The organism is Apilactobacillus waqarii, assembly GCF_019061205.1.
In the GTDB taxonomy this organism is placed as follows: Bacteria; Bacillota; Bacilli; order Lactobacillales; family Lactobacillaceae; genus Apilactobacillus; species Apilactobacillus waqarii.
In genome coordinates this window covers 145,339-166,045 of the sequence record NZ_JAHQYH010000003.1, presented here as the reverse complement: position 1 = coordinate 166,045, position 20,707 = coordinate 145,339, and the positions used below count along the sequence as shown (strand labels likewise).

Genomic DNA, 20,707 nt, shown 5'->3' with positions numbered 1-20,707 from the left:
CTTTCAAAACGCTCTGAGTTAAATATTAATTAGTCCATCATACAGAGATGAGAATAAATTAAACTCTACGACGCTTTGGAGGACGAGATCCATTATGTGGAACTGGAGTAACATCACGAATAGCAGCAACTTCTAAACCAGTTGATTGAAGTGCACGGATAGCTGATTCACGACCTGAACCAGGACCTTTAACAGCAACTTCAACAGTCTTCATACCATGTTCCATAGCTGTCTTAGCAGCGGCTTCTGAAGCCATTTGGGCAGCAAATGGAGTTGATTTACGACTTCCACGGAATCCTAAAGCACCAGCAGATGACCAAGCAATTGCATTACCTTGCATGTCGGTAATCATAACTAATGTGTTATTAAAAGTAGAGTGAATGTGAGCAACACCAGATTCGATGTTCTTCTTTACTCTACGCTTACGAGAACCTTTCTTTTGAACCATGATTTACTAACCTCCTTTATTTATTATTTTTTCTTACCAGCAATAGTTACTTTTTTACCCTTACGAGTACGGGCGTTGTTCTTTGTGTGTTGACCTCTAACAGGTAAACCACGACGGTGACGCATTCCACGGTAAGAACCAATTTCTTGAAGCTTCTTGATATTCATTCTTACTTCACGACGTAAGTCACCTTCAATTTTGTAATTGTCAACAACTTCACGGATTTTATCTTCTTGGTCTGGAGTTAGATCACGAACACGAACATCTTCTGAAACGCCAGCCTTTGAAAGGATTTCAGCAGCTCTGCTTTGACCGATTCCAAAGATGCTAGTTAGACCAATAACGATACGCTTATCACGTGGTAAATCAATTCCGGCGATACGAGCCATTCAAACACACCTCCTGTTTATATAAAATTACTTACCTTGTCTTTGTTTATGTTTTGGATTTGAGCAAATGACCATAACACGGCCTTTTCTCTTAATTACTTTACAATTTTCACACATTGGTTTTACTGATGGACGAACCTTCATTATATAACCCTCCTATACTTCAAGACAGTATCCTTACTTATAACGGTAAGTAATACGTCCCTTGCTTAAATCATATGGTGACATTTCAACTGTGACACGATCACCAGGTAAAATACGAATGTAATGCATTCTGATTTTACCGGAAACGTGAGCTAAAATTTCGTGACCATTTTCTAGTTCAACACGAAACATAGCATTTGGTAAGGTTTCGCTAACCTTACCTTCAATTTCAATAACATTATCTTTAGACAAAGAATTTTCCTCCTCGAAAAATACGATTACTACATAAAGGTAGCCAAATGCCAAGATATTATCGACAAAGACCGCCATGTAGCTAATCGCAAATACACATGGGTTAGTTTATCACACAAACATACTTCCAGCAACAAATGCTAGCCGCAGAAGCAATTACTTGAATTGCTTAAGTATTTTGTCAATGTCTTTAGTAACATCATCAATATCTTGACCACCATCAACAGTGAATAATAAATCACGTTTTTTGTAAAAATCAATTAATGGTGTATTCATCTTGATGTTTACATCTAAACGATTCTTAACTGTTTCAGGCTTGTCATCACTACGTTGATAAAATTCATGGCCACCACAAATATCACAAGTATCTTCAACTTTTGGCATTTTGTATAGCTTGTGGTAAGTGGCACCACAGTTCTTACAAATAAATCTACCAGAAAGTCGATCAACAAGAACTTTAGGGTCAACGTCAATATTTATAACAGCATCCAATGGACGATCAAGCTCTTTACAAATTTCTTGTAAAGCATTTGCTTGTTCGATAGTTCTAGGAAAACCGTCTAACATATATCCTTTTTTAGTATCATCTTGTGCAAGACGATCTTTAACAATTCCACATGTTACATCATCAGGAACCAAGTTCCCTTTGTCAATATATTGTTTTGCCTTTAATCCCATTTCAGTTTGGTCTTTTATAGCGGCACGAAAGATATCTCCAGTAGAGATATGTGGAATACCATAATTTTCAATAATGGATTCAGCTTGTGTACCTTTACCAGCTCCAGGAAGCCCCATTAAGATTAAGTTCATTGACATATTTAATTACCTCCATTCACACTTTTATAAATCATTTGGACGAGGTGATTGAATGAATCCAACATATTCTTGTTTCATCATTAAACCACGAATTTGTCTAATTGTTTCGATGGCAACACCAACAACAATTAGTAAACTAGTACCACCTAAACCGATGGATTCGTCTAAGCTCCAAACGTTTTGTGCAATTAAAGGAATTAAAGCAACAATTCCTAGGAATAGGGCTCCAACTACGCTAAGTCTCATTAAGACTTTTGATACGTAAGTTTGAGTTCCATTTCCTGGCCAAACACCTGGAATATAGCTTCCTTGTTTTTGCAAGTTTTCTGAAAGTTTTTCAGGGTTAACTTGAACAAAAGCGTAAAAGAATGTAAAGACAACAATTAATACAGTGTATAAGGTAGCACCTGAAAGAGTTTGCATATTAAATACGTTACTCAATACTTGGTACCAACCATCACCAGAATGTTTACCTGCAAAGAAAAGCAAGATCGCTTGTGGTGTTGAGATAAACGAACTGGCGAAGATAACAGGGATAACACCGGCAACGTTAACCTTTAAAGGTAGGTAACTATTGTCACCCGCGCCTGTTTCTCTTCTAGTATATTGAATTGGAATCCTACGTTCAGCTTGTTGGAACCAGGTAACAAAAGTAACAATTATTAGAATTACAACGAATAGCGCAGCTAAGAATAAGATAGAAGGCCATAGTTGTGAAGAAGTATCTCCAACGATGTATTCCTTATATAATTGTTGAACTCCTGTAGGAATTCTTGCGATAATACCGGCGAAGATGATCATTGAAACACCTTGACCGATACCACGATCAGTAATCATGTCACCCATCCAAGTTGTTAACATTGAACCACCGGTTAAAATTAAACCGATACTCAAATAAGTAGCAGGACCAGGATTTTGAACAAGGTTCAAACTGCTTAAAGTGTTAAATCCGGCTGTAATTCCAATAGACTGCACGAAAGCAAGAAATACTGTAAGTATTCTGGTAACTTGGTTCAACTTACGTCTACCCACGTCACCTTGTTTGCTCCATTCAACAAAACGAGGAACGATGTCCATTTGTAATAGTTGAACGATGATTTGCGCAGTAATATATGGTGAAACACCCATAGCAAATAGTGAATAGTTAGTTAATCCACCACCACTAAAGGTGTTTAAAATGCTAACCAAGCCAGATGAAGCAACGCTTTGGAGTGCTTTAGCATTTATACCAGGAACTGTAATATAAGCACCTAATCTAAAAACAATCAATACTCCCAAAGTAAACATGATTTTATTTCTAATATCTTTTACCTTAAAAGCGTTTTTCAAGGCTGATAGCATCTAGATCACCTCGATCTTACCGCCAGCATTTTCGATGGCTGCCTTAGCAGCATCAGAAAATTTGTTAGCCTTAACAGTTAGCTTCTTGTTAAGTTCACCGTTACCTAGAATCTTAATTCCATCCTTGGCACTCTTAACGATACCAGCTTCCATTAAAGTTTCTGGTGTAACTTCAACACCGTCGTCAAATTGATCTAAAGTAGATAAGTTAACGATAGCGTATTCCTTACGGTTAATGTTAGTGAAACCACGCTTAGGAATTCTACGGTAGAAAGGCATTTGGCCCCCTTCGAATCCAACACGTGTCTTACTACGAGCCTTTTGACCCTTTTGTCCACGACCAGAAGTCTTACCTTTACTTCCTAATCCACGACCTAGACGTTGTCTTGATGAACGTGAACCTTCGGCAGCTTTTAATTCATGTAATTTCATTTGAAGTGCACCTCCTTGTTATTTATTACTTAACTTGTTCAACTTTAACTAAGTGTGCGATATGGAACAATGCTCCACGAGTTGCTTCGTTGTCAGGTTTAACAACAGTACTGTTAATACGACCTAAACCTAGCGCCTTAACAATTTTACGTTGTTTGGGGAGACGGTGTTCTGCACTGTGAGTTAAAGTAATCTTTAATTGAGCCATCTTCTAACCCCTCCTTATTCTGCTAAATGTTGAGCAGAAACGCCACGTAAAGTAGCAACTTTTTCTGCACTCTTCAATGCTTTTAGTCCTTCAAAAGTAGCACGAATAGCATTGATTGGAGTATCTGAACCTAAACGCTTACTTGTAACATCGTCAATACCAGCTAATTCCATAACTGAACGAACGGCACCACCAGCGGCAACACCAGAACCTTCTTCAGCAGGTTTTAACATGATCTTACCACCACCATAAGTACCGATAATTTCATGAGGAATAGTAGTACCAACCTTAGGAACACTAATTAAGTTCTTACGACCATCTTCAACAGCCTTACGGATAGCATCTGGAACTTCTTGAGCTTTACCAGTACCGAATCCGACGTGACCATTTCTATCACCAACAACAACTAAAGCAGCAAAACGTAGACGACGTCCACCTTTAACAACCTTAGTAATACGGTTGATTGATACGACAGTATCTTCAAGTTCTAATTTATTTGGATCAATAAATTCAGCCATTGCGGTTATTCCTCCTTTTATTAAAATTCTAGTCCGTTTTCACGTGCAGCTTCAGCAAGAGCTTGTACACGTCCATGGTATAAGTAACCACCACGGTCGAAAACAACATTTTTAACATTTTTTTCAACGGCACGTTTGGCAACTAAAGCACCAACAGATGATGCTTGTTCAGTCTTGTTTGAACCGTTAACTTCTTTGTCTAGAGTTGAGGCACTAGCAAGCGTAACACCCGCTACGTCATCAATAACTTGAGCGTAGATGTTTTTGTTAGAACGGTAAACGTTCAAACGTGGGCACACAGCAGTACCAGAGATTTTGTTACGGACACGCAAGTGACGACGTTGACGTGTCTTGTTTTTATCTGGTTTATTAATCAAAATAGTCACCTCTTAAATATTAATTAAAATAGTTAAGCAATGAGATTTAACTCATTACTTACCTGTCTTACCTTCCTTACGACGAACAACTTCGTTTTCGTAACGAATACCTTTACCCTTGTAAGGTTCAGGTGAACGAACAGCACGAACACGAGCTGCAAAGTCACCAACGTGTTCTTTGTTGATACCGCTGACAGTAATAGTTAAACTGTCTGGAGTTTCAACCTTAAGATCATCATTGATTTCCATTTCAACAGGGTTGGAGTAACCAACGTTTAATTCTAGGACAGAACCTTTAGCTTGAGCACGGTAACCAACACCGACTAGCTTAAGTGTCATAGTAAAACCATTTGATACACCTTCAACCATGTTGTTTAAGTTAGCACGCATAGTACCGTGCATTGCACGGGTCTTGTTATCGTATCTAACTGCTGGTTCAAAAGTTACAACGTTATCATTAACGTTCATCTTGATAATTGGTGAGAATTCACGAGTTAGTGAACCCTTAGCACCTTTAACAGTTACGTTGTTACCTTCAGTTGATAATTCAACACCTTCAGGTAAAACAATCTTTCTGTAACCAATACGACTCATTTCATTACACCTCCAATTCAAGCAAAAAGTATTACCAAATGTAAGCTAATACTTCTCCACCAATTTTTTTAGCACGAGCTTCTTTATCAGTGATAACACCTTCAGAAGTTGAGATAATTGCAATACCTAAACCATTTAATACCTTAGGAATTGAATCAGATTTTACGTATGAACGTAGACCTGGTTTTGAAATACGCTTCAAACCAGTGATAACACGTTCATTGTTCTTACCATATTTTAGGAATACGCGGATAACGCCTTGTTTGTCGTCTTCAACGTATTCAACATCGCGAACGAAACCTTCACGTTTTAAGATTTCAGCAATGTTGTTTTTGATTTTTGAAGCTGGAACTTCAACTGAATCGTGACGAGCCATGTTGGCGTTACGAATTCTAGTTAATAAGTCAGCGATTGGATCTGTCATGGACATTAACGTAGACCTCCTATCTAATTATAGTTAATTTTACCAACTTGCCTTCTTCATACCAGGGATTTGGCCTTTGTGCGCAAGATCTCTGATGCATAGACGGCATAAATGAAACTTCTTGTAAACTGAATGAGGTCTACCACAGCGTTCGCAACGAGTGTAATTTCTTGTTGAGAATTTAGCAGGACGTTCACTTTTTACAACTAATGCTTTTCTAGCCATATTATTTATACCCTCCTATTATTTTGCAAATGGCATACCGAATTGAGTTAACAATTCTTTGGATTCTTCGTCAGTGTTAGCAGTTGTAACAATAACGATGTCTAATCCACGTACACGGTTAACGTTATCGTAGTTAATTTCTGGGAAAATTAATTGTTCACGAATACCTAGAGTGTAGTTACCACGACCGTCGAATGAACGGTTGTTAACACCATGGAAATCACGAACACGTGGTAATGAAACGTTAACTAACTTGTCTAAGAAGTCATACATACGTTCACCACGTAGAGTAACTTTGGCACCAATTGACATACCTTCACGTAAACGGAAGCCGGCGATTGATTTCTTAGCCTTAGTTACTAGAGGTTTTTGACCAGAAATTAGAGTTAATTCTGAAACAGCTTCGTCTAAGTTCTTAGCGTTAGTAACAGCGTCACCAACACCCATGTTTAGAACGATCTTTTCAATTTTTGGAGCTTGCATAACTGAAGAGTAGTTAAACTTTTCAACTAATGCTTTTGTAATTTCATTTTTGTACTTTTCTTGTAAACGGTTTGACATGGAAAGGTATCCTCCTTTCAATTAAATTTTAATCGATTGATTTGTTTGATTTTTTAGAAATACGAACTTTCTTACCATTTTCAATTTTGAATCCAACCTTAGTTGGTTCGTTAGTTGATGGGTCAATTAACATAACGTTTGAAACATGAATAGGAGCTTCAACTTCATTAATGCCACCTTGTGGGTTAGCTTGTGAAGCTTTTTGATGTTTCTTAACAATGTTAATGCCTTCAACGATTACGCGATCTTTTGAAGCGATAGTCTTGGTAACAGTACCTTCTTTACCTTTATCCTTACCACTAATAACGCGAACTTTGTCACCGGTTTTAATAAACATTTCTTGGCACCTCCTTGGTTGACATTGATTAATTAAAGTACTTCAGGGGCTAGAGAAACGATCTTCATGAATTCGTTGTCACGTAGTTCACGTGCAACTGGTCCGAAAATACGAGTTCCCTTTGGACTTTTATCATCTTGAACAAGTACGGCAGCATTTTCATCGAAACGGATGTATGAACCATCTGCACGACGTGATACTGACTTAGTTCTTACGATTACAGCCTTAACAACGTCACCCTTTTTGACAACGCCACCTGGTGTTGCTTGTTTAACAGTAGCAACAATGATATCACCGATACCTGCATATCTTCTGCTTGATCCACCTAAAACTTTAATAGTTAAAAGTTCACGAGCACCTGAGTTATCAGCAACTTTCAAACGACTTTCTTGTTGAATCATTAGCTAATACCCTCCTTCCGGTATTTACTCAGAATACGATAAAATTCTTATGTTAGATAATAACAGCTTTTTCAACGATATTAACTAGACGGAAATTCTTAGTAGCTGATAGCTTACGTGTTTCCATAATTTCTACAACATCGCCCATTTTAGCTTCATTGTTTTCATCATGAGCCTTGTACTTCTTTGAGTACTTAACACGTTTTCCGTAAGTAGGATGTGTTTTGTAAGTTTCAACAACAACAGTGATGGTTTTGTCCATCTTGTCTGAAACAACACGGCCTCTGTAGACCTTACGCATATTACGTTCCATATTACATTGACCTCCTATCGTATTCTATTTGTTTAGTTCTTGTTGACGCAAAGCAGTTTTGATACGTGCAATGTTCTTACGAACTTGCTTCAATCTTGCAGTGTTTTCCAATTGACCAGTAGCTAATTGAAAACGAAGGTTGAATAGTTCTTCTTTGTAGCTTTGTTCTTTTTCATGCATTTGAGCAGTGGTTAGTTCATTAATTTCTTTAGCCTTCATTTGATTCGCCACCTACTTCCTCACGTTTAATAATCTTTGTTCGAACAGGAAGTTTAGCTGAAGCTAAACGTAAAGCTTCTAGAGCAACTTCTTCAGAAACTCCACCAACTTCGAATAGGACTTTTCCACGTTTAACTGGAGCAACCCATCCTGCTGGAGAACCTTTACCATTACCCATACGAACCCCTACACCTTTTTCAGTGTATGACTTGTGAGGGAAAATCTTAATCCAAACTTTCCCACCACGCTTCATATGTCTTGTCATAGCAATACGACAAGCTTCGATTTGACGGTTAGTGATCCAATGTGAATCGATTGATTGTAAACCAAATTCACCGAATGAAACAGTGTTTCCACCCTTTGAATGACCACGTAACTTACCACGGTGTTCACGACGGAACTTAACACGTTTTGGTACTAGCATGTTTATTTCCCTCCTTTATCGTTTTCTTGAGCATCGTTAACTGCTTGTGGTAAAACTTCACCACGGTAGATCCAAGTTTTTACACCAATTGATCCGTAAGTAGTGTGAGCTTCTTCCCAAGCGTAATCGATGTCTGCTCTTAGTGTATGCAATGGAACAGTTCCTTCAGCGTATGCTTCCACACGTGACATATCTGCACCATTTAGACGACCAGCAACTTGAGTTTTGATACCCTTAGCACCGGCACGACGAGAGCGTTGCATTGATTGACGCATTGCACGACGGAATGCTACACGGCCTTCCAATTGACGAGCAATGTTTTCACCAACAAGTTTTGCATCTAAATCAGGTTTCTTGATTTCGATGATGTTGATGTGAACTCTCTTACCTGTTAAATTGTTTAATTCTTTACGAAGATTTTCGACTTCTGATCCGCCTTTACCGATAACCATACCTGGTTTAGCAGTGTGAATTGAAACGTTAACACGCTTTGCAGCACGTTCGATAACAACTCTTGATACGGAAGCGTCAGCGAGTCTCTTACTAATGTATTCACGGATTTTTAGGTCTTCGTTTAAATCGTTAGCAAAATCAGCTTTTTCAGCGTACCATTTTGCGTCCCAATCGCGAATAACTCCGACACGTAATCCAGTAGGATTTACTTTTTGACCCACGGCTAATCCCTCCTATTTTTCTGATACTACAACTGTGATATGACTAGTACGTTTGTTGATTGGAGAAGCAGAACCTTTTGCTCTTGGACGGAAACGTTTTAAAGTTGGTCCTTCGTTAACAAAAACTTCGCTTACTACCAAGTCTTCACGATCTAAATCAAAATTATTTTCTGCATTTGCTACAGCTGACATTAAAACTTTTGAAACAACTGGTGAAGCTCCTCTTGGAGTGAACTTCAAGATTGCAGCTGCTTCTGAAACGCTTTTACCTCTAATAAGATCAACTACAAGGCGGACCTTACGTGCGGCAATGCGAACAGTTCTAGCAGTAGCTTTTGCTGATGTAACTTGTTCAGCCATTTGTTATCCTCCTTGCTTAAACAGTTTTCTTATCGTCGTTTCCATGTCCATGGAAAGTACGAGTTGGTACGAATTCACCTAGTTTGTGACCTACCATATCTTCTTGAATATAAACTGGAACGTTCTTTCTTCCATCATAAACAGCGATAGTGTAGCCAATGAAACTAGGGAAGATTGTTGAACGACGTGACCATGTCTTGATTACGTCTTTCTTGTCTTGGTCTTTTTGAGCATCGATTTTCTTTAAAAGATGCTTATCGGCAAAAGGTCCCTTTTTTAAACTACGAGACATTATGAAACCTCCTCTTCAAAATCAGTATAGGGAAGTGTATACCCGAAGGTATAACTTAGTTTATTACATCTTTGATCCCTTACGACGGCGAACGATGAACTTGTTGGAACGAGCCTTCTTACTACGAGTCTTCTTACCAACAGTCTTCTTGTGCCATGGTGATAATGGTGATGGGTAACCAACTGGAGCTTTACCTTCACCACCACCATGAGGGTGATCGTTAGGGTTCATTACAGAACCACGAACGTGTGGACGTTGGCCCTTGTAACGGTTACGACCAGCTTTACCAATGTTAACTAATGAGTGTTCTTCGTTACCAATGCTACCAATAGTTGCACGGTTAACTGAAAGAATCATACGAACTTCACCTGATGCTAGACGAACTAGTACGTATTTTCCTTCCTTACCCAATAGTTGAGCTGAAGTACCAGCAGAACGAACTAATTGTCCACCCTTACCTGGTTTTAATTCGATATTGTGAATAACTGTACCTACAGGGATATCCTTCAATGCTAATGCATTACCTGGTTTGATATCAGCGTTTGGTCCTGATTGAACCTTGTCGCCAACTTTTAGACCCTTAGGTGCTAGAATGTATGACTTGATACCGTCAGTGTAAACAACTAACGCAATGTTAGCAGTACGGTTTGGATCGTATTCGATAGTCTTAACGATACCATCAACGTCGTCATGGTTACGCTTGAAATCAATAATACGGTATTGATTCTTGTTACCACCACCACGGTGACGAACAGTCATATGACCATAGTTGTTACGACCAGCAGTGTGTGACTTAGGAGCCAATAATGACTTTTCAGGTTTTGAAGTAGTCAAAACACTGTAGTCAATGCTAGTCATGTTACGACGACCATTACTGGTTGCCTTGTATTTTTTAATAGCCACGGTGTTTTCCTCCTAAATTGATATTTTATTTATTGCTAAATAAGTTAATTTCTTTTGAATCGTTTGATAAAGTAACGATCGCTTTACGACGTTTCTTAGTGTAACCAGAGAAACGACCTTGGCGCTTTAGCTTACCTTTAAGATTCATAATATTTACATTTGCAACTTTAACATCAAAGATGTCTTGAATTGCGTTCTTCACTTGTGTTTTAGTTGCTCGTAAGTCAACATCAAAAGTGTATTTCTTTTCGTCCATCATAGCAGTTGATTGTTCTGTAATAACGGGACGTAGGATAATATCACGTGATTCCATTATGCGAGCACCTCCTCTACTTGAGAAAGAGCAGCCTTTGTGATGACAATCTTGTCACTGTTTACAACGCTCAATGTGTTTAAACCTTTAGCTGAAACAATTTCAACGTTCTTTAGGTTACGAGCTGATAATACAGCGTTCTTGTTGTCTTCTTCCAAGACTACTAATGTCTTAGTTGAAGCATTTAGCTTGTTTAGTGCTTCTGAGAAGTCTTTAGTCTTAGGAGCATCGAAGCTTAATGAGTCAACAACTACGAAGTTGTCGTTAGCAACCTTTTCTGATAGAACAGACTTGATAGCTAGACGGCTAACCTTCTTTGGTAAGTGGTAGCTGTATGAACGAGGAGTTGGTCCGAAGACAATTCCACCCCCACGCCATTGTGGTGAACGGATTGAACCTTGACGAGCACGTCCAGTACCCTTTTGACGCCATGGCTTCTTACCACCACCTCTAACAGCGCTTCTGTTCTTTACAGCGTGTGTACCTTGGCGCATTGATGCTCTTTGCATCAAAACAACGTCAAATACAACACTGTCGTTTTGTTCGATAGCAAAGATTTCATCGTTTAATTCAACGTTTCCGTTCTTGCTACCATCTTGTTTGTATAATGCTACGCTTGTCATTTATGGTTCCTCCTTTCTTATTTTTGTGATCCGCGAGCTGCAGATTTAACAGTTAGGAATGACTTGTTGGCACCAGGAACGTTACCCTTAATTAGGATTACGTTGTTGTCAACGTCAGCCTTAACTACTTCAAGATTTTGAATAGTAACTTGTTTGTTACCCATTCTACCTGGTAATTTCATACCCTTAGTAACACGGTTGATAATTACACCAAGTGAACCAGGACGACGGTGGTATCTAGAACCGTGAGTTTCAGGACCTCTAGCTTGACCATCCTTATGAATGTTACCTTGGTAACCATGACCCTTTGTGATACCTGTTACATCTACGATGTCACCGGCTTCAAAAATGTCTGCCTTGATTTCGTCTGCTACATTGTAATCGCTAAGCTCAACATCTCTGATTTCTTTAATGAAGCGCTTAGGATTTGTATTTGCTTTTGCTACATGACCTTTTTCTGGTTTGTTACTTAAAACATCACGTTTGTCTTCGTAACCAAGTTGGATAGCGTTGTATCCATCAGTTTCAGTTGATTTAGTTTGTAGAACAACGTTTGGAGTTACATCTACAACAGTAACTGGTACTAATTCACCGTTTTCAGTGAAAACTTGAGTCATTCCGACTTTTCTACCTAAGATTCCTTTTCTGGTCATGAGTACACCTCCGATATATTGTAATTTTGATTAATTATAGTTTAATTTCGATATCAACACCGCTTGGTAAATCAAGCTTCATTAGTGAATCAACTGTTTTTGGTGTTGGGTTTAAGATGTCGATAAGACGTTTGTGAGTCAACATTTCAAATTGTTCACGTGACTTCTTAAACTTATGTGGTGAAGCTAGAACAGTATAAACAGTTCTATCTGTTGGCAATGGAATTGGACCAGAAACACTAGCACCAGTTCTTTGCGCAGTAGCCACAATCTTTTCAGCTGATTGATCTAAAGTACGATGTTCATATGCCTTTAAACGGATACGAATCTTTTGCTTTGCCATTATTTTCCCTCCTCGTCTGTATTTTAAATACGACTAACTCCGTGGAAATTACCGGCGCACCCTTCATGACAAAGTGGCCGGGTGTGTCGCAACCTCCCACATCAACGCTTTTCTCATATCTGCTTGAGAGCATACTAACCCCTCGAACAGGTACTTGTATATAATACTAGATTTTCTGCGGTGTTTCAAGGGTTTTCACTCATTTTATTGAAATTATTTTTAAATTTTTTATTCCAACTTTTTTCAAAAAAATTTGAAATTTTTTATTTTTTCTTCCATATTATATTTGTTCGATCATAAAACTAAATCATTTAAATAAATATAAAAACACCAATAAATTATAAAATTTTTCTTCTTTATACATATTAATGGTTAAAATTCCCCTATTTTTATGAATGATTTTTTATGTACAAAAAAAGAAGCGTTGAAATTAATCAACACTTCTTAATTTAGAAACACTAATTACTTGTTTCCACCGTTCTTTTCAATAATTTCTTCTTGAACTGCGGCTGGAACTGGTGAGTAGTGATCGAATGTCATTGAGAAAGTACCTCTACCTTGAGATGCTGAACGCAATGTAGTTGCGTAACCGAACATTTCTGATAGTGGAACCATAGCATGGATTAGTTGAGCTTTGTTTCTAACTTCCATACCGTCAACGTTACCACGACGTGCAGTAACTTGTCCCATAACATCACCCATGTATTCTTCTGGAACCACGATATCAACTTTCATGATTGGTTCTAGGATAACTGGGCCAGCTGACTTAGCAGCATTTCTTAATGCTAATGATGCAGCAACCTTAAATGCAGCTTCTGATGAATCGACATCATGGTAACTACCATCATATAACTTAGCCTTAACGTCAATCAATGGGTAACCAGCAAGAACACCGTTTGCCATTGATTCTTTTAGACCTTGTTCAACTGAAGGAATGTATTCACGAGGAACAACCCCACCAACGATAGCATTTTCGAATTCGAAACCTTTACCAGTTTCATTTGGAGTAAATTCAATCCAAACGTCACCATATTGACCTTTACCACCAGATTGACGAACGAATTTACCTTGAGCCTTAGTTGGCTTAGTAAATGCTTCTCTGTAGGCAACTTGTGGTTGACCAATAGTAGCTTCAACCTTGAATTCACGTTTCATACGGTCAACGATGATGTTCAAGTGAAGTTCACCCATTCCGGCGATAATAGTTTCACCAGTTTCGTTATCAGTTTCAGCCTTAAATGTAGGATCTTCTTCTGATAGCTTTTGTAGGGCAATGTTCATCTTGTCTTGGTCAGCCTTAGTCTTAGGTTCAACAGACACAGAAATAACTGGATCTGGGAATACCATTGATTCTAGGTGTAATGGGTGCTTTTGATCAGTTAGTGAGTCACCAGTAGTGGTGTTCTTCAAACCGATAGCGGCAGCGATATCACCAGAGAACACTTCTGGGATTTCAGTTCTATCATTTGAGTGCATTTGTAGTAAACGACCAACACGTTCACGTTTGTCCTTAGTTGCGTTAAGAACGTATGAACCTGATTCTAGAGTACCTTGGTATACACGAATGAAAGTTAAACGACCAACGAATGGGTCAGTTGCAACCTTAAATGCTAGGGCAGCAAATGGCTTGTTGTCATCAGCTTTAAGTTCAACATCTTCACCTGATTCAGGATCAGTAGCCTTGTATGGACGAACATCAAGTGGTGATGGTAAGAAGTCCAATACGGCGTCCATTAACATTTGGATACCCTTGTTCTTGAATGCTGAACCAGCTAATACTGGGTAGTATTCTAGGTTAAGAGTACCTTGACGAATGGCAGCTTTAATTTCATCAACTGAAATTTCTTCACCTTCAAGGTATTTTTCCATGATTCCGTCGTTGATGTCAGCAAGTGATTCAATTAAGTTAGCACGTGCTTCATCAGCTTTTTCTTTGTATTCGTCAGGAATATCAACGATATCGTAGTTTGAACCATTTTCATCTAGATCGTAGATGTATGCTTTCATTTCTACTAGGTCGATAACACCTTGGAAAGTGTCTTCCTTACCGATAGGAATTTGGATAGCGTGTGCGTTAGCATCTAAACGTTCGTGTAGAGATTCTACAGAAGCTTCGAAGTCAGCACCTAGCTTATCCATCTTGTTAGCGAATACGATACGAGGAACTTCGTATTCTGAAGCTTGACGCCAAACAGTTTCTGTTTGAGGTTCAACCCCAGCAGCAGCATCCAAGATAGTAATTGAACCATCTAGAACACGTAGTGAACGTTCAACTTCGGCAGTGAAGTCCACGTGTCCTGGAGTATCGATGATGTTGATACGAGTATCTTTCCAACGTGCAGTAGTAGCAGCTGAAGTGATAGTGATACCACGTTCTTGTTCTTGTACCATCCAGTCCATTTGTGAAGCACCATCATGAGTTTCACCAATTTTGTGGATTCTACCAGTGTAGTACAAGATACGTTCAGTAGCAGTAGTCTTACCGGCATCAATATGAGCAGTGATACCGATATTACGAGTTTTTTCTAATGGGAATTCACGTTTGTTAGCCATTATAAAAAGTTTCTCCTCTCAAAAATAAATCTCTTTTGTAAAAAAGTGGCTAATATAATAACACATTAGCCACTCAATTAAATGTACAAATAAGTTTGTACGTTTATTTTACCAACGGTAGTGAGCAAATGCACGGTTAGCTTCTGCCATCTTATGAGTGTCTTCACGTTTCTTAACTGAAGCACCTGTGTTGTTAGCAGCATCCATAAGTTCACGACCTAGGCGTTCAACCATTGTGTGTTCACCACGTAGACGTGCATAGTTTACGATCCAACGTAAACCTAGAGTAACACGACGGTCAGGACGTACTTCGATAGGAACTTGGTAGTTTGATCCACCAACACGACGAGCCTTAACTTCTAGTACAGGCATAACGTTGTTCATAGCTTCTTCGAATACGTCAACTGGGTCATTTCCAGTTTCTTTCTTAATAAGATCAAATGCACCATATAAAATTTCTGATGCAGTTCCTCTCTTACCATCTAACATCAAACGGTTAATTAAGCTTGAAACCAATTTTGAGTTGTAGATTGGATCAGGAAGAACTTCACGTTTTTGAACATTTCCTTTTCTTGGCATTTAAAAATCCTCCTTGTTTTCTTATAGCGGAATAAATGTTTTAGTCTTTAGGCTTCTTAGTACCGTATTTTGAACGACCTTGACGACGATCAGCAACACCGGCAGTATCTAGAGCACCACGAACGATGTGGTAACGTACCCCAGGTAAATCCTTAACACGACCACCACGAATTAAAACAACACTATGTTCTTGAAGGTTGTGACCAATACCAGGAATGTATGCAGTAACTTCAATCAAGTTTGAAAGTCTAACACGGGCGTACTTACGTAGAGCTGAGTTAGGCTTCTTTGGAGTCATAGTACCAACACGGGTAGCTACTCCACGTTTTTGAGGAGCAGGGTTGTTAGTTTGCTTCTTCTTGTAACTGTTGTACCCATGGTTTAAAGCTGGGGCTTTTGATTTAGAACTTCTAGAATGACGACCTTTACGTACTAATTGGTTAATAGTAGGCATCTAAAAATTCCTCCTTCCAATAAAATTTATTTTTAAGTCCACACATCCAGGTGATTCTTTTTTATGTAAAAGTTCACCGGATGAATAAGCACTTAATAATATTATCACGACGTCTAATTTGTGTCAATGAAACTTAGGAATTCTTTCGTAAATAATATTGGAGGTTTTAAATATGTTTTTATTCATTTTATTTATCCTAGGTTCTTCCTTTGGATCATTTCTCACTGCCCTATTCTATCGACGAAAACATCAAGAAAGTCTCTTGGGATTCTCCCATTGTGATGTCTGCAAACATCAACTAGAGGTGATTGATTTAATCCCTATCTTCTCTTATCTACTCAATCATGGTAGATGCAGGTACTGTCATAAGACCTACTCGAGTTTCTCGTTTGTAAACGAAGTGTTCTTAGGCACAATCTTTCCATTAATATTTATTGAAACCAGAAGTATGCTGCCATTGCTTATCATTATCTATCTTTTCTACCTAAGTCTAGAAGATATGCACAAGCAAATGGTTTCAAGTATTATTCTACACTCACTGCTATTAATTGTTTTTATTTTTGCTCTCCCTTTCTCTAGAATTTTGATATTAATGCCGATTTATTTTTTCTTCTATCTTTTAAACTACAACTATCACTTTATCGGTGAAGCAGATATCGATCTGTTTGCGATTTTGTTTCTATTAATCGGTAACCACATTCTATTAATTATCTTTGTTGCTAGTCTCTTCGCACTAGTTGCCTATCCGTTTATTAAACAAGCCAGTGGTAAAATTCCGTTTATTCCATTTATATATTTATCTTATTTGATGTTTCTATGTATAAAAAAATAGCAACCGCTATTTAGCGATTGCTATTTTTAAGTTGTAAATTATTGGTTATTTACGTCTTCTTCATTCATACGTTTTTCAATTTGGCTAATTGAGTAAACGTCGTTTGAATCAACTTTTGGTGATTCTTGTTCTTCAACTTTAGCGTTGATTTCACCGTAAGTCTTCATTCCAGTACCAGCTGGAATTAGCTTACCAATAATAACATTTTCCTTAAGACCAACTAATGGATCGTTCTTTCCACGGATAGCAGCATCTGTTAGAACACGAGTAGTTTCTTGGAATGATGCAGCTGATAAGAAACTGTTAGTTTCTAGGGCCGCCTTAGTAATACCTAAGATAACTGGACGTGCAGTTGCTGGAATCTTACCAGAAATAACTGCGTCAGCATTAGCTTCCTTAAAGTCATTAATATCCATTAAAGTACCTGGAAGAACGTCAGTGTCACCTGAGTCCATGATTCTTACCTTACGTAGCATTTGACGAACCATGATTTCAGCATGCTTATCACTAACTTCTACCCCTTGCATACGGTAAGTCTTTTGAACTTCACTTAGCAAGTATACTTCAGTTGATAGTGAATCACGAACCTTGATAAGTTCCTTAGGATCAATTGAACCTTCATTAATAGCTTGTCCACGACGGATGAAGTCACCTTCAGCCACGTTCATACGAGCATTAATTGGAACCTTGTAAGTTCTAGTGTCGGCGTCACCTTTAACAGTAACTTCCTTCACTCTTTCAGCAGGGTTTTCTTCAATTAGAGATACAGTACCTGTAACTTCAGTAATTTCTGCTTTACCTTTAGGGTTTCTAGCTTCAAAGATTTCTTGAACACGAGGAAGACCTTGTGTGATATCGGCGTTACCAGCAACCCCACCGGTATGGAAGTTACGCATAGTTAATTGAGTACCAGGTTCACCAATTGATTGAGCAGCAACAGTACCAACTGCTTCACCAACTTCTACAGGTGAACCAGTAGCTAAGTTACGACCGTAACATTTTTCACAAACCCCGTGAACTGTGTTACAAGTGAATGCTGAACGAATTTCAACTTCTTCAATTCCAGCAGCTTCAATTGCTTCAGCTTCAGGTTCGTTAATCATTTGGTTATGCTTAACAATTACTTCACCAGTTTCTGGGTTCTTAACTGTCTTCATAGCATATCTACCGATGATTCTGTCGTATAGAGGTTCAATCATTTCATTACCTTGCTTCAATGCAGCAACGATAACTCCACGGTCAGTGTTACAATCTTCTTCTCTGATAATAACGTCTTGAGCCACGTCAACTAGACGACGAGTTAAGTAACCTGAGTTGGCAGTCTTCAAGGCAGTATCAGTCATACCCTTACGGGCACCGTGGGTAGAAATGAACATTTCAAGAACTGATAGACCTTCACGGAAGTTAGCAGTGATAGGTAGTTCCATGATTTCACCATTAGGTGCGGCCATCAAACCACGCATACCAGCTAATTGAGTAAAGTTAGAGATGTTACCACGGGCACCAGAGTCACTCATCATAAAGATAGGGTTTTGAGGATCGAAGTTCTTCAACAAGTCGTTTTGAATTTCATCCTTAGCATCACTCCAGATACCGATAACTCTTTCGTAACGTTCTTGGTCAGTAATTAAACCACGACGGAATTGTTTTGTAACGTTTTCAACTTTTTTGTGTGAATCAGCAATAATTTGAGGTTTTGACTTAAGGTCAGTAACATCAGTGATACCAACAGTTAAACCTGACTTAGTTGATTCGTTGTAACCTAAGTCCTTCATTCTATCTAGTAGTTGTGAAGTTTCAGTTACCTTGTATTGCTTGTAAACTTCAGCAATGATGTCTGATAAGAAACCTTTCTTGAAGGCACCGTTTAGAGGTGCATTCTTCAAGTGTTCATGGATATCTTCACCAGGTTCTAGGAAGAAACTGTCAGATAAGTGACCATGTAGGTTAGTATCAGTTGGTTCGTTCAAGTATTGGAATGTCTTTGGAAGAATACCGTTGAAGATAATCTTACCAATAGTTGTTACCAAAATCTTGTCCTTTTGTTCGTCAGTGAATGGCTTTTCGCTCATTGATGAAGCGGCAATACCAACACGAGTGTGCCAGTGAGTTAAACCACTTTGGTATGAAAGTTTAGCTTCTTCAGGTGTATTGAAGATCATACCTTCACCTTCACGGCCTTCTTCTTCCATAGTTAAGTAGTAGTTACCGATAACCATATCTTGAGAAGGAGCAACGATTGGGTTTCCATCACGAGGGGCAAGAATATGAGTAGCAGCTAGCATCAATAGTCTTGATTCAGCTTGTGCTTCGTCTGATAAAGGAACGTGGATGGCCATTTGGTCACCATCAAAATCGGCGTTGTAAGCTTCACAAGCTAATGGGTGAAGACGCATTGATTTACCTGAAACCAATACTGGTTCGAATGCTTGAATACCTAATCTATGCAATGTAGGCGCACGGTTAAGTAATACTGGATGTTCCTTAATTACGTCATCCAATACATCGAATACTTCTTCATCTTTACGTTCGATTTGACGTTTAGCAGACTTAATGTTTGAAGCACTACCACGTTTTACAAGTTCTTTCATAATGAAAGGCTTGAATAATTCCATGGCCATTGGAACTGGAAGTCCCATTTGGTTGAACTTCAAGAATGGTCCAACATCAATAACAGAACGACCAGAGTAGTCAACACGCTTACCAAGTAAGTTTTGTCTGAAACGACCTTGCTTACCTTTAAGCATGTGTGATAGTGACTTAAGTGGACGGTTACCAGGACCGGCAACAGGACGACCACGACGACCGTTATCGATTAAAGCATCAACAGCTTCTTGTAGCATACGTTTTTCGTTTTGAACGATGATACCAGGAGCATGTAGATCTAATAATCTCTTTAGACGGTTATTTCTGTTAATAACACGACGGTACAAGTCATTTAAGTCAGAAGTGGCGAAACGGCCACCTTCTAGTTGTACCATTGGTCTTAAGTCAGGTGGAATAACTGGAATTGCTTCCATTACCATCCATGACAAGTCATTACCTGATTGTAGGAAGGCTTCTAGAATATCTAGACGTCTAACCGCTCTAACACGCTTTTGACCAGTAGCCTTCTTTAGTTCATCTTTTAGTTCAGCAACTTCTTTATTGATATCAACATTGTTCAATAAAGTTCTAATTGCTTCAGCACCAATCTTAGCTTCGAAACGGTTACCGTATTCAAGTTTCTTTTCACGGTAATCTTGTTCTGAGATTAGTTGCTTGTTTTCTAGTGGAGTATCACCAGGATCTGTAACAACGTATGAAGCAAAGTAGATAATTTCTTCCAAAGCACGTGGGCTCATGTCTAACACAAGACCCATACGACTTGGAATTCCTTTGAAGTACCAAATGTGAGTTACTGGAGCAGCTAATTCAATGTGACCCATACGTTCACGACGTACTTTAGCACGTGTAACTTCTACTCCACAACGATCACAGACGATACCCTTGTATCTAATACGTTTATATTTACCACAAGCACATTCCCAATCCTTTGTAGGACCGAAAATTCTTTCGTCGAATAGACCATCTTTTTCTGGTTTTAAAGTTCTGTAGTTGATAGTTTCTGGCTTTTTAACTTCACCAAATGACCAACTACGAATTTTATCAGAAGAAGCTAATCCAATTTGCATGCTTGAAAATTTGTTTACATCGACCAATGGA

The 20,707-nt window shown here is 38.6% G+C and carries 32 protein-coding genes and 1 pseudogene; 2 read left to right on the top strand and 31 right to left on the bottom strand.

Annotated elements, in window-relative coordinates; genetic code table 11:
* Positions 1-58: 58 nt before the first annotated feature.
* From rpsK to rpsL, 30 genes are all read right to left on the bottom strand, one after another.
* The gene (gene rpsK / locus KTJ72_RS03365) at positions 59-448 is read right to left on the bottom strand and encodes a 30S ribosomal protein S11 (protein ID WP_034531534.1); all 390 of its coding nucleotides are present in this window, start codon (positions 446-448) and stop codon (positions 59-61) included.
* Positions 449-471: 23 nt separating this feature from the next.
* Positions 472-837, bottom strand: coding sequence for a 30S ribosomal protein S13 (gene rpsM / locus KTJ72_RS03360; protein ID WP_034531532.1), 366 nt, complete (start codon positions 835-837; stop codon positions 472-474).
* Between the two features lie 27 nt (positions 838-864).
* Positions 865-981: a 50S ribosomal protein L36 gene (gene rpmJ, locus KTJ72_RS03355; RefSeq protein WP_034531530.1), complete on the bottom strand. Its 117-nt coding sequence runs from the start codon at positions 979-981 to the stop codon at positions 865-867.
* A gap of 33 nt (positions 982-1,014) precedes the next feature.
* A complete protein-coding gene (infA, locus tag KTJ72_RS03350; RefSeq protein WP_034531529.1) occupies positions 1,015-1,233 on the bottom strand; it encodes a translation initiation factor IF-1 in 219 nt (72 codons plus the stop codon).
* A 156-nt stretch (positions 1,234-1,389) separates the two neighbouring features.
* Entirely contained in the window at positions 1,390-2,043 is a 654-nt protein-coding gene (locus tag KTJ72_RS03345) for an adenylate kinase (protein ID WP_283249200.1), read from the bottom strand.
* Positions 2,044-2,073: 30 nt separating this feature from the next.
* Positions 2,074-3,390 (bottom strand): preprotein translocase subunit SecY, encoded by a 1,317-nt coding sequence (gene secY, locus KTJ72_RS03340; RefSeq protein WP_034531525.1) that lies wholly within the window; start codon positions 3,388-3,390, stop codon positions 2,074-2,076.
* Positions 3,391-3,822, bottom strand: a complete 432-nt coding sequence (gene rplO / locus KTJ72_RS03335; protein WP_057198196.1) for a 50S ribosomal protein L15 — start codon at positions 3,820-3,822, stop codon at positions 3,391-3,393.
* Between the two features lie 25 nt (positions 3,823-3,847).
* The gene (gene rpmD, locus KTJ72_RS03330; protein ID WP_034531522.1) at positions 3,848-4,030 is read right to left on the bottom strand and encodes a 50S ribosomal protein L30; all 183 of its coding nucleotides are present in this window, start codon (positions 4,028-4,030) and stop codon (positions 3,848-3,850) included.
* Positions 4,031-4,044: 14 nt separating this feature from the next.
* Positions 4,045-4,548: a 30S ribosomal protein S5 gene (gene rpsE, locus KTJ72_RS03325; RefSeq protein WP_034531520.1), complete on the bottom strand. Its 504-nt coding sequence runs from the start codon at positions 4,546-4,548 to the stop codon at positions 4,045-4,047.
* A 20-nt stretch (positions 4,549-4,568) separates the two neighbouring features.
* A complete protein-coding gene (gene rplR / locus KTJ72_RS03320; protein ID WP_080695536.1) occupies positions 4,569-4,925 on the bottom strand; it encodes a 50S ribosomal protein L18 in 357 nt (118 codons plus the stop codon).
* A gap of 54 nt (positions 4,926-4,979) precedes the next feature.
* Positions 4,980-5,519, bottom strand: a complete 540-nt coding sequence (rplF, locus tag KTJ72_RS03315) for a 50S ribosomal protein L6 (protein WP_217304136.1) — start codon at positions 5,517-5,519, stop codon at positions 4,980-4,982.
* Between the two features lie 31 nt (positions 5,520-5,550).
* Positions 5,551-5,949 carry a 30S ribosomal protein S8 gene (gene rpsH, locus KTJ72_RS03310; protein WP_034531516.1) on the bottom strand — a complete coding sequence of 133 codons (399 nt, stop codon included), beginning with the start codon at positions 5,947-5,949 and terminating at the stop codon, positions 5,551-5,553.
* A 33-nt stretch (positions 5,950-5,982) separates the two neighbouring features.
* Positions 5,983-6,168, bottom strand: a complete 186-nt coding sequence (locus KTJ72_RS03305; protein ID WP_034531514.1) for a type Z 30S ribosomal protein S14 — start codon at positions 6,166-6,168, stop codon at positions 5,983-5,985.
* 18 nt (positions 6,169-6,186) lie between these two features.
* Positions 6,187-6,729: a 50S ribosomal protein L5 gene (rplE, locus tag KTJ72_RS03300; RefSeq protein WP_034534416.1), complete on the bottom strand. Its 543-nt coding sequence runs from the start codon at positions 6,727-6,729 to the stop codon at positions 6,187-6,189.
* Between the two features lie 28 nt (positions 6,730-6,757).
* On the bottom strand, positions 6,758-7,066 hold the full coding sequence (gene rplX / locus KTJ72_RS03295; protein ID WP_034531511.1) for a 50S ribosomal protein L24: 309 nt from the start codon (positions 7,064-7,066) through the stop codon (positions 6,758-6,760).
* 32 nt (positions 7,067-7,098) lie between these two features.
* Entirely contained in the window at positions 7,099-7,467 is a 369-nt protein-coding gene (gene rplN / locus KTJ72_RS03290; protein WP_034531509.1) for a 50S ribosomal protein L14, read from the bottom strand.
* 52 nt (positions 7,468-7,519) lie between these two features.
* Complete coding sequence (gene rpsQ, locus KTJ72_RS03285) at positions 7,520-7,780, bottom strand: 30S ribosomal protein S17 (RefSeq protein ID WP_034531507.1); 261 nt, start codon at positions 7,778-7,780, stop codon at positions 7,520-7,522.
* A gap of 24 nt (positions 7,781-7,804) precedes the next feature.
* Positions 7,805-7,999 (bottom strand): 50S ribosomal protein L29, encoded by a 195-nt coding sequence (rpmC, locus tag KTJ72_RS03280; protein ID WP_034531506.1) that lies wholly within the window; start codon positions 7,997-7,999, stop codon positions 7,805-7,807.
* The gene (gene rplP, locus KTJ72_RS03275) at positions 7,989-8,423 is read right to left on the bottom strand and encodes a 50S ribosomal protein L16 (protein WP_034531505.1); all 435 of its coding nucleotides are present in this window, start codon (positions 8,421-8,423) and stop codon (positions 7,989-7,991) included. The genes rpmC and rplP overlap by 11 nt, the downstream gene beginning before the upstream one ends.
* A 2-nt stretch (positions 8,424-8,425) precedes the next feature.
* On the bottom strand, positions 8,426-9,097 hold the full coding sequence (gene rpsC / locus KTJ72_RS03270) for a 30S ribosomal protein S3 (RefSeq protein WP_034531504.1): 672 nt from the start codon (positions 9,095-9,097) through the stop codon (positions 8,426-8,428).
* Positions 9,098-9,109: 12 nt separating this feature from the next.
* A complete protein-coding gene (gene rplV, locus KTJ72_RS03265; protein WP_034531503.1) occupies positions 9,110-9,457 on the bottom strand; it encodes a 50S ribosomal protein L22 in 348 nt (115 codons plus the stop codon).
* A 16-nt stretch (positions 9,458-9,473) separates the two neighbouring features.
* A complete protein-coding gene (gene rpsS, locus KTJ72_RS03260; RefSeq protein WP_034531502.1) occupies positions 9,474-9,749 on the bottom strand; it encodes a 30S ribosomal protein S19 in 276 nt (91 codons plus the stop codon).
* Between the two features lie 63 nt (positions 9,750-9,812).
* Positions 9,813-10,652: a 50S ribosomal protein L2 gene (gene rplB, locus KTJ72_RS03255; protein WP_034531499.1), complete on the bottom strand. Its 840-nt coding sequence runs from the start codon at positions 10,650-10,652 to the stop codon at positions 9,813-9,815.
* A gap of 25 nt (positions 10,653-10,677) precedes the next feature.
* Positions 10,678-10,965 carry a 50S ribosomal protein L23 gene (gene rplW, locus KTJ72_RS03250; protein WP_034531498.1) on the bottom strand — a complete coding sequence of 96 codons (288 nt, stop codon included), beginning with the start codon at positions 10,963-10,965 and terminating at the stop codon, positions 10,678-10,680.
* Positions 10,965-11,588, bottom strand: coding sequence for a 50S ribosomal protein L4 (rplD, locus tag KTJ72_RS03245; protein WP_034531497.1), 624 nt, complete (start codon positions 11,586-11,588; stop codon positions 10,965-10,967). Before rplD ends, rplW begins: the two co-directional genes overlap by 1 nt.
* A 17-nt stretch (positions 11,589-11,605) precedes the next feature.
* On the bottom strand, positions 11,606-12,241 hold the full coding sequence (gene rplC, locus KTJ72_RS03240; protein WP_034531496.1) for a 50S ribosomal protein L3: 636 nt from the start codon (positions 12,239-12,241) through the stop codon (positions 11,606-11,608).
* A gap of 34 nt (positions 12,242-12,275) precedes the next feature.
* A complete protein-coding gene (gene rpsJ / locus KTJ72_RS03235; RefSeq protein ID WP_034531495.1) occupies positions 12,276-12,584 on the bottom strand; it encodes a 30S ribosomal protein S10 in 309 nt (102 codons plus the stop codon).
* Between the two features lie 462 nt (positions 12,585-13,046).
* The gene (fusA, locus tag KTJ72_RS03230; protein WP_057198200.1) at positions 13,047-15,137 is read right to left on the bottom strand and encodes an elongation factor G; all 2,091 of its coding nucleotides are present in this window, start codon (positions 15,135-15,137) and stop codon (positions 13,047-13,049) included.
* A gap of 108 nt (positions 15,138-15,245) precedes the next feature.
* A complete protein-coding gene (rpsG, locus tag KTJ72_RS03225) occupies positions 15,246-15,716 on the bottom strand; it encodes a 30S ribosomal protein S7 (RefSeq protein ID WP_034531493.1) in 471 nt (156 codons plus the stop codon).
* 40 nt (positions 15,717-15,756) lie between these two features.
* The gene (rpsL, locus tag KTJ72_RS03220; RefSeq protein ID WP_034531492.1) at positions 15,757-16,170 is read right to left on the bottom strand and encodes a 30S ribosomal protein S12; all 414 of its coding nucleotides are present in this window, start codon (positions 16,168-16,170) and stop codon (positions 15,757-15,759) included.
* A 172-nt stretch (positions 16,171-16,342) separates the two neighbouring features.
* Here rpsL and KTJ72_RS07190 point away from each other — a divergent pair.
* A pseudogene (locus KTJ72_RS07190) lies at positions 16,343-16,594 on the top strand (prepilin peptidase); the annotation flags it as partial.
* 168 nt (positions 16,595-16,762) lie between these two features.
* A complete protein-coding gene (locus KTJ72_RS07115; RefSeq protein WP_225349261.1) occupies positions 16,763-17,002 on the top strand; it encodes a hypothetical protein in 240 nt (79 codons plus the stop codon).
* A 38-nt stretch (positions 17,003-17,040) separates the two neighbouring features.
* On the opposite strand, the gene rpoC is transcribed toward KTJ72_RS07115, so the two are convergent.
* Positions 17,041-20,703 carry a DNA-directed RNA polymerase subunit beta' gene (rpoC, locus tag KTJ72_RS03210; RefSeq protein WP_041152920.1) on the bottom strand — a complete coding sequence of 1,221 codons (3,663 nt, stop codon included), beginning with the start codon at positions 20,701-20,703 and terminating at the stop codon, positions 17,041-17,043.
* Between the last annotated feature and the right edge of the window lie 4 nt (positions 20,704-20,707).

Coding starts and splice junctions, on each gene's coding strand:
- KTJ72_RS03345 (WP_283249200.1), bottom strand. CDS start 2,043: ATGAACTTAATCTTAATGGGGCTTCCTGGAGCTGGTAAAGGTACACAA.
- KTJ72_RS07115 (WP_225349261.1), top strand. CDS start 16,763: ATGCCGATTTATTTTTTCTTCTATCTTTTAAACTACAACTATCACTTT.
- rpsQ (WP_034531507.1), bottom strand. CDS start 7,780: ATGGAACGTAATATGCGTAAGGTCTACAGAGGCCGTGTTGTTTCAGAC.
- rpsH (WP_034531516.1), bottom strand. CDS start 5,949: ATGTCCATGACAGATCCAATCGCTGACTTATTAACTAGAATTCGTAAC.
- rpmD (WP_034531522.1), bottom strand. CDS start 4,030: ATGGCTCAATTAAAGATTACTTTAACTCACAGTGCAGAACACCGTCTC.
- rpsS (WP_034531502.1), bottom strand. CDS start 9,749: ATGTCTCGTAGTTTAAAAAAGGGACCTTTTGCCGATAAGCATCTTTTA.
- rplW (WP_034531498.1), bottom strand. CDS start 10,965: ATGGAATCACGTGATATTATCCTACGTCCCGTTATTACAGAACAATCA.
- rplX (WP_034531511.1), bottom strand. CDS start 7,066: ATGTTTATTAAAACCGGTGACAAAGTTCGCGTTATTAGTGGTAAGGAT.
- rplO (WP_057198196.1), bottom strand. CDS start 3,822: ATGAAATTACATGAATTAAAAGCTGCCGAAGGTTCACGTTCATCAAGA.
- rplN (WP_034531509.1), bottom strand. CDS start 7,467: ATGATTCAACAAGAAAGTCGTTTGAAAGTTGCTGATAACTCAGGTGCT.
- rpsE (WP_034531520.1), bottom strand. CDS start 4,548: ATGGCTGAATTTATTGATCCAAATAAATTAGAACTTGAAGATACTGTC.
- rplV (WP_034531503.1), bottom strand. CDS start 9,457: ATGGCTGAACAAGTTACATCAGCAAAAGCTACTGCTAGAACTGTTCGC.
- rpsG (WP_034531493.1), bottom strand. CDS start 15,716: ATGCCAAGAAAAGGAAATGTTCAAAAACGTGAAGTTCTTCCTGATCCA.
- rpsJ (WP_034531495.1), bottom strand. CDS start 12,584: ATGGCAAAGCAAAAGATTCGTATCCGTTTAAAGGCATATGAACATCGT.
- rplE (WP_034534416.1), bottom strand. CDS start 6,729: ATGTCAAACCGTTTACAAGAAAAGTACAAAAATGAAATTACAAAAGCA.
- rpmC (WP_034531506.1), bottom strand. CDS start 7,999: ATGAAGGCTAAAGAAATTAATGAACTAACCACTGCTCAAATGCATGAA.
- rpsL (WP_034531492.1), bottom strand. CDS start 16,170: ATGCCTACTATTAACCAATTAGTACGTAAAGGTCGTCATTCTAGAAGT.
- rpsK (WP_034531534.1), bottom strand. CDS start 448: ATGGTTCAAAAGAAAGGTTCTCGTAAGCGTAGAGTAAAGAAGAACATC.
- rpmJ (WP_034531530.1), bottom strand. CDS start 981: ATGAAGGTTCGTCCATCAGTAAAACCAATGTGTGAAAATTGTAAAGTA.
- rpsM (WP_034531532.1), bottom strand. CDS start 837: ATGGCTCGTATCGCCGGAATTGATTTACCACGTGATAAGCGTATCGTT.
- fusA (WP_057198200.1), bottom strand. CDS start 15,137: ATGGCTAACAAACGTGAATTCCCATTAGAAAAAACTCGTAATATCGGT.
- secY (WP_034531525.1), bottom strand. CDS start 3,390: ATGCTATCAGCCTTGAAAAACGCTTTTAAGGTAAAAGATATTAGAAAT.
- KTJ72_RS03305 (WP_034531514.1), bottom strand. CDS start 6,168: ATGGCTAGAAAAGCATTAGTTGTAAAAAGTGAACGTCCTGCTAAATTC.
- rplC (WP_034531496.1), bottom strand. CDS start 12,241: ATGACCAGAAAAGGAATCTTAGGTAGAAAAGTCGGAATGACTCAAGTT.
- rplF (WP_217304136.1), bottom strand. CDS start 5,519: ATGAGTCGTATTGGTTACAGAAAGATTGTTTTACCTGAAGGTGTTGAA.
- rplD (WP_034531497.1), bottom strand. CDS start 11,588: ATGACAAGCGTAGCATTATACAAACAAGATGGTAGCAAGAACGGAAAC.
- rplP (WP_034531505.1), bottom strand. CDS start 8,423: ATGCTAGTACCAAAACGTGTTAAGTTCCGTCGTGAACACCGTGGTAAG.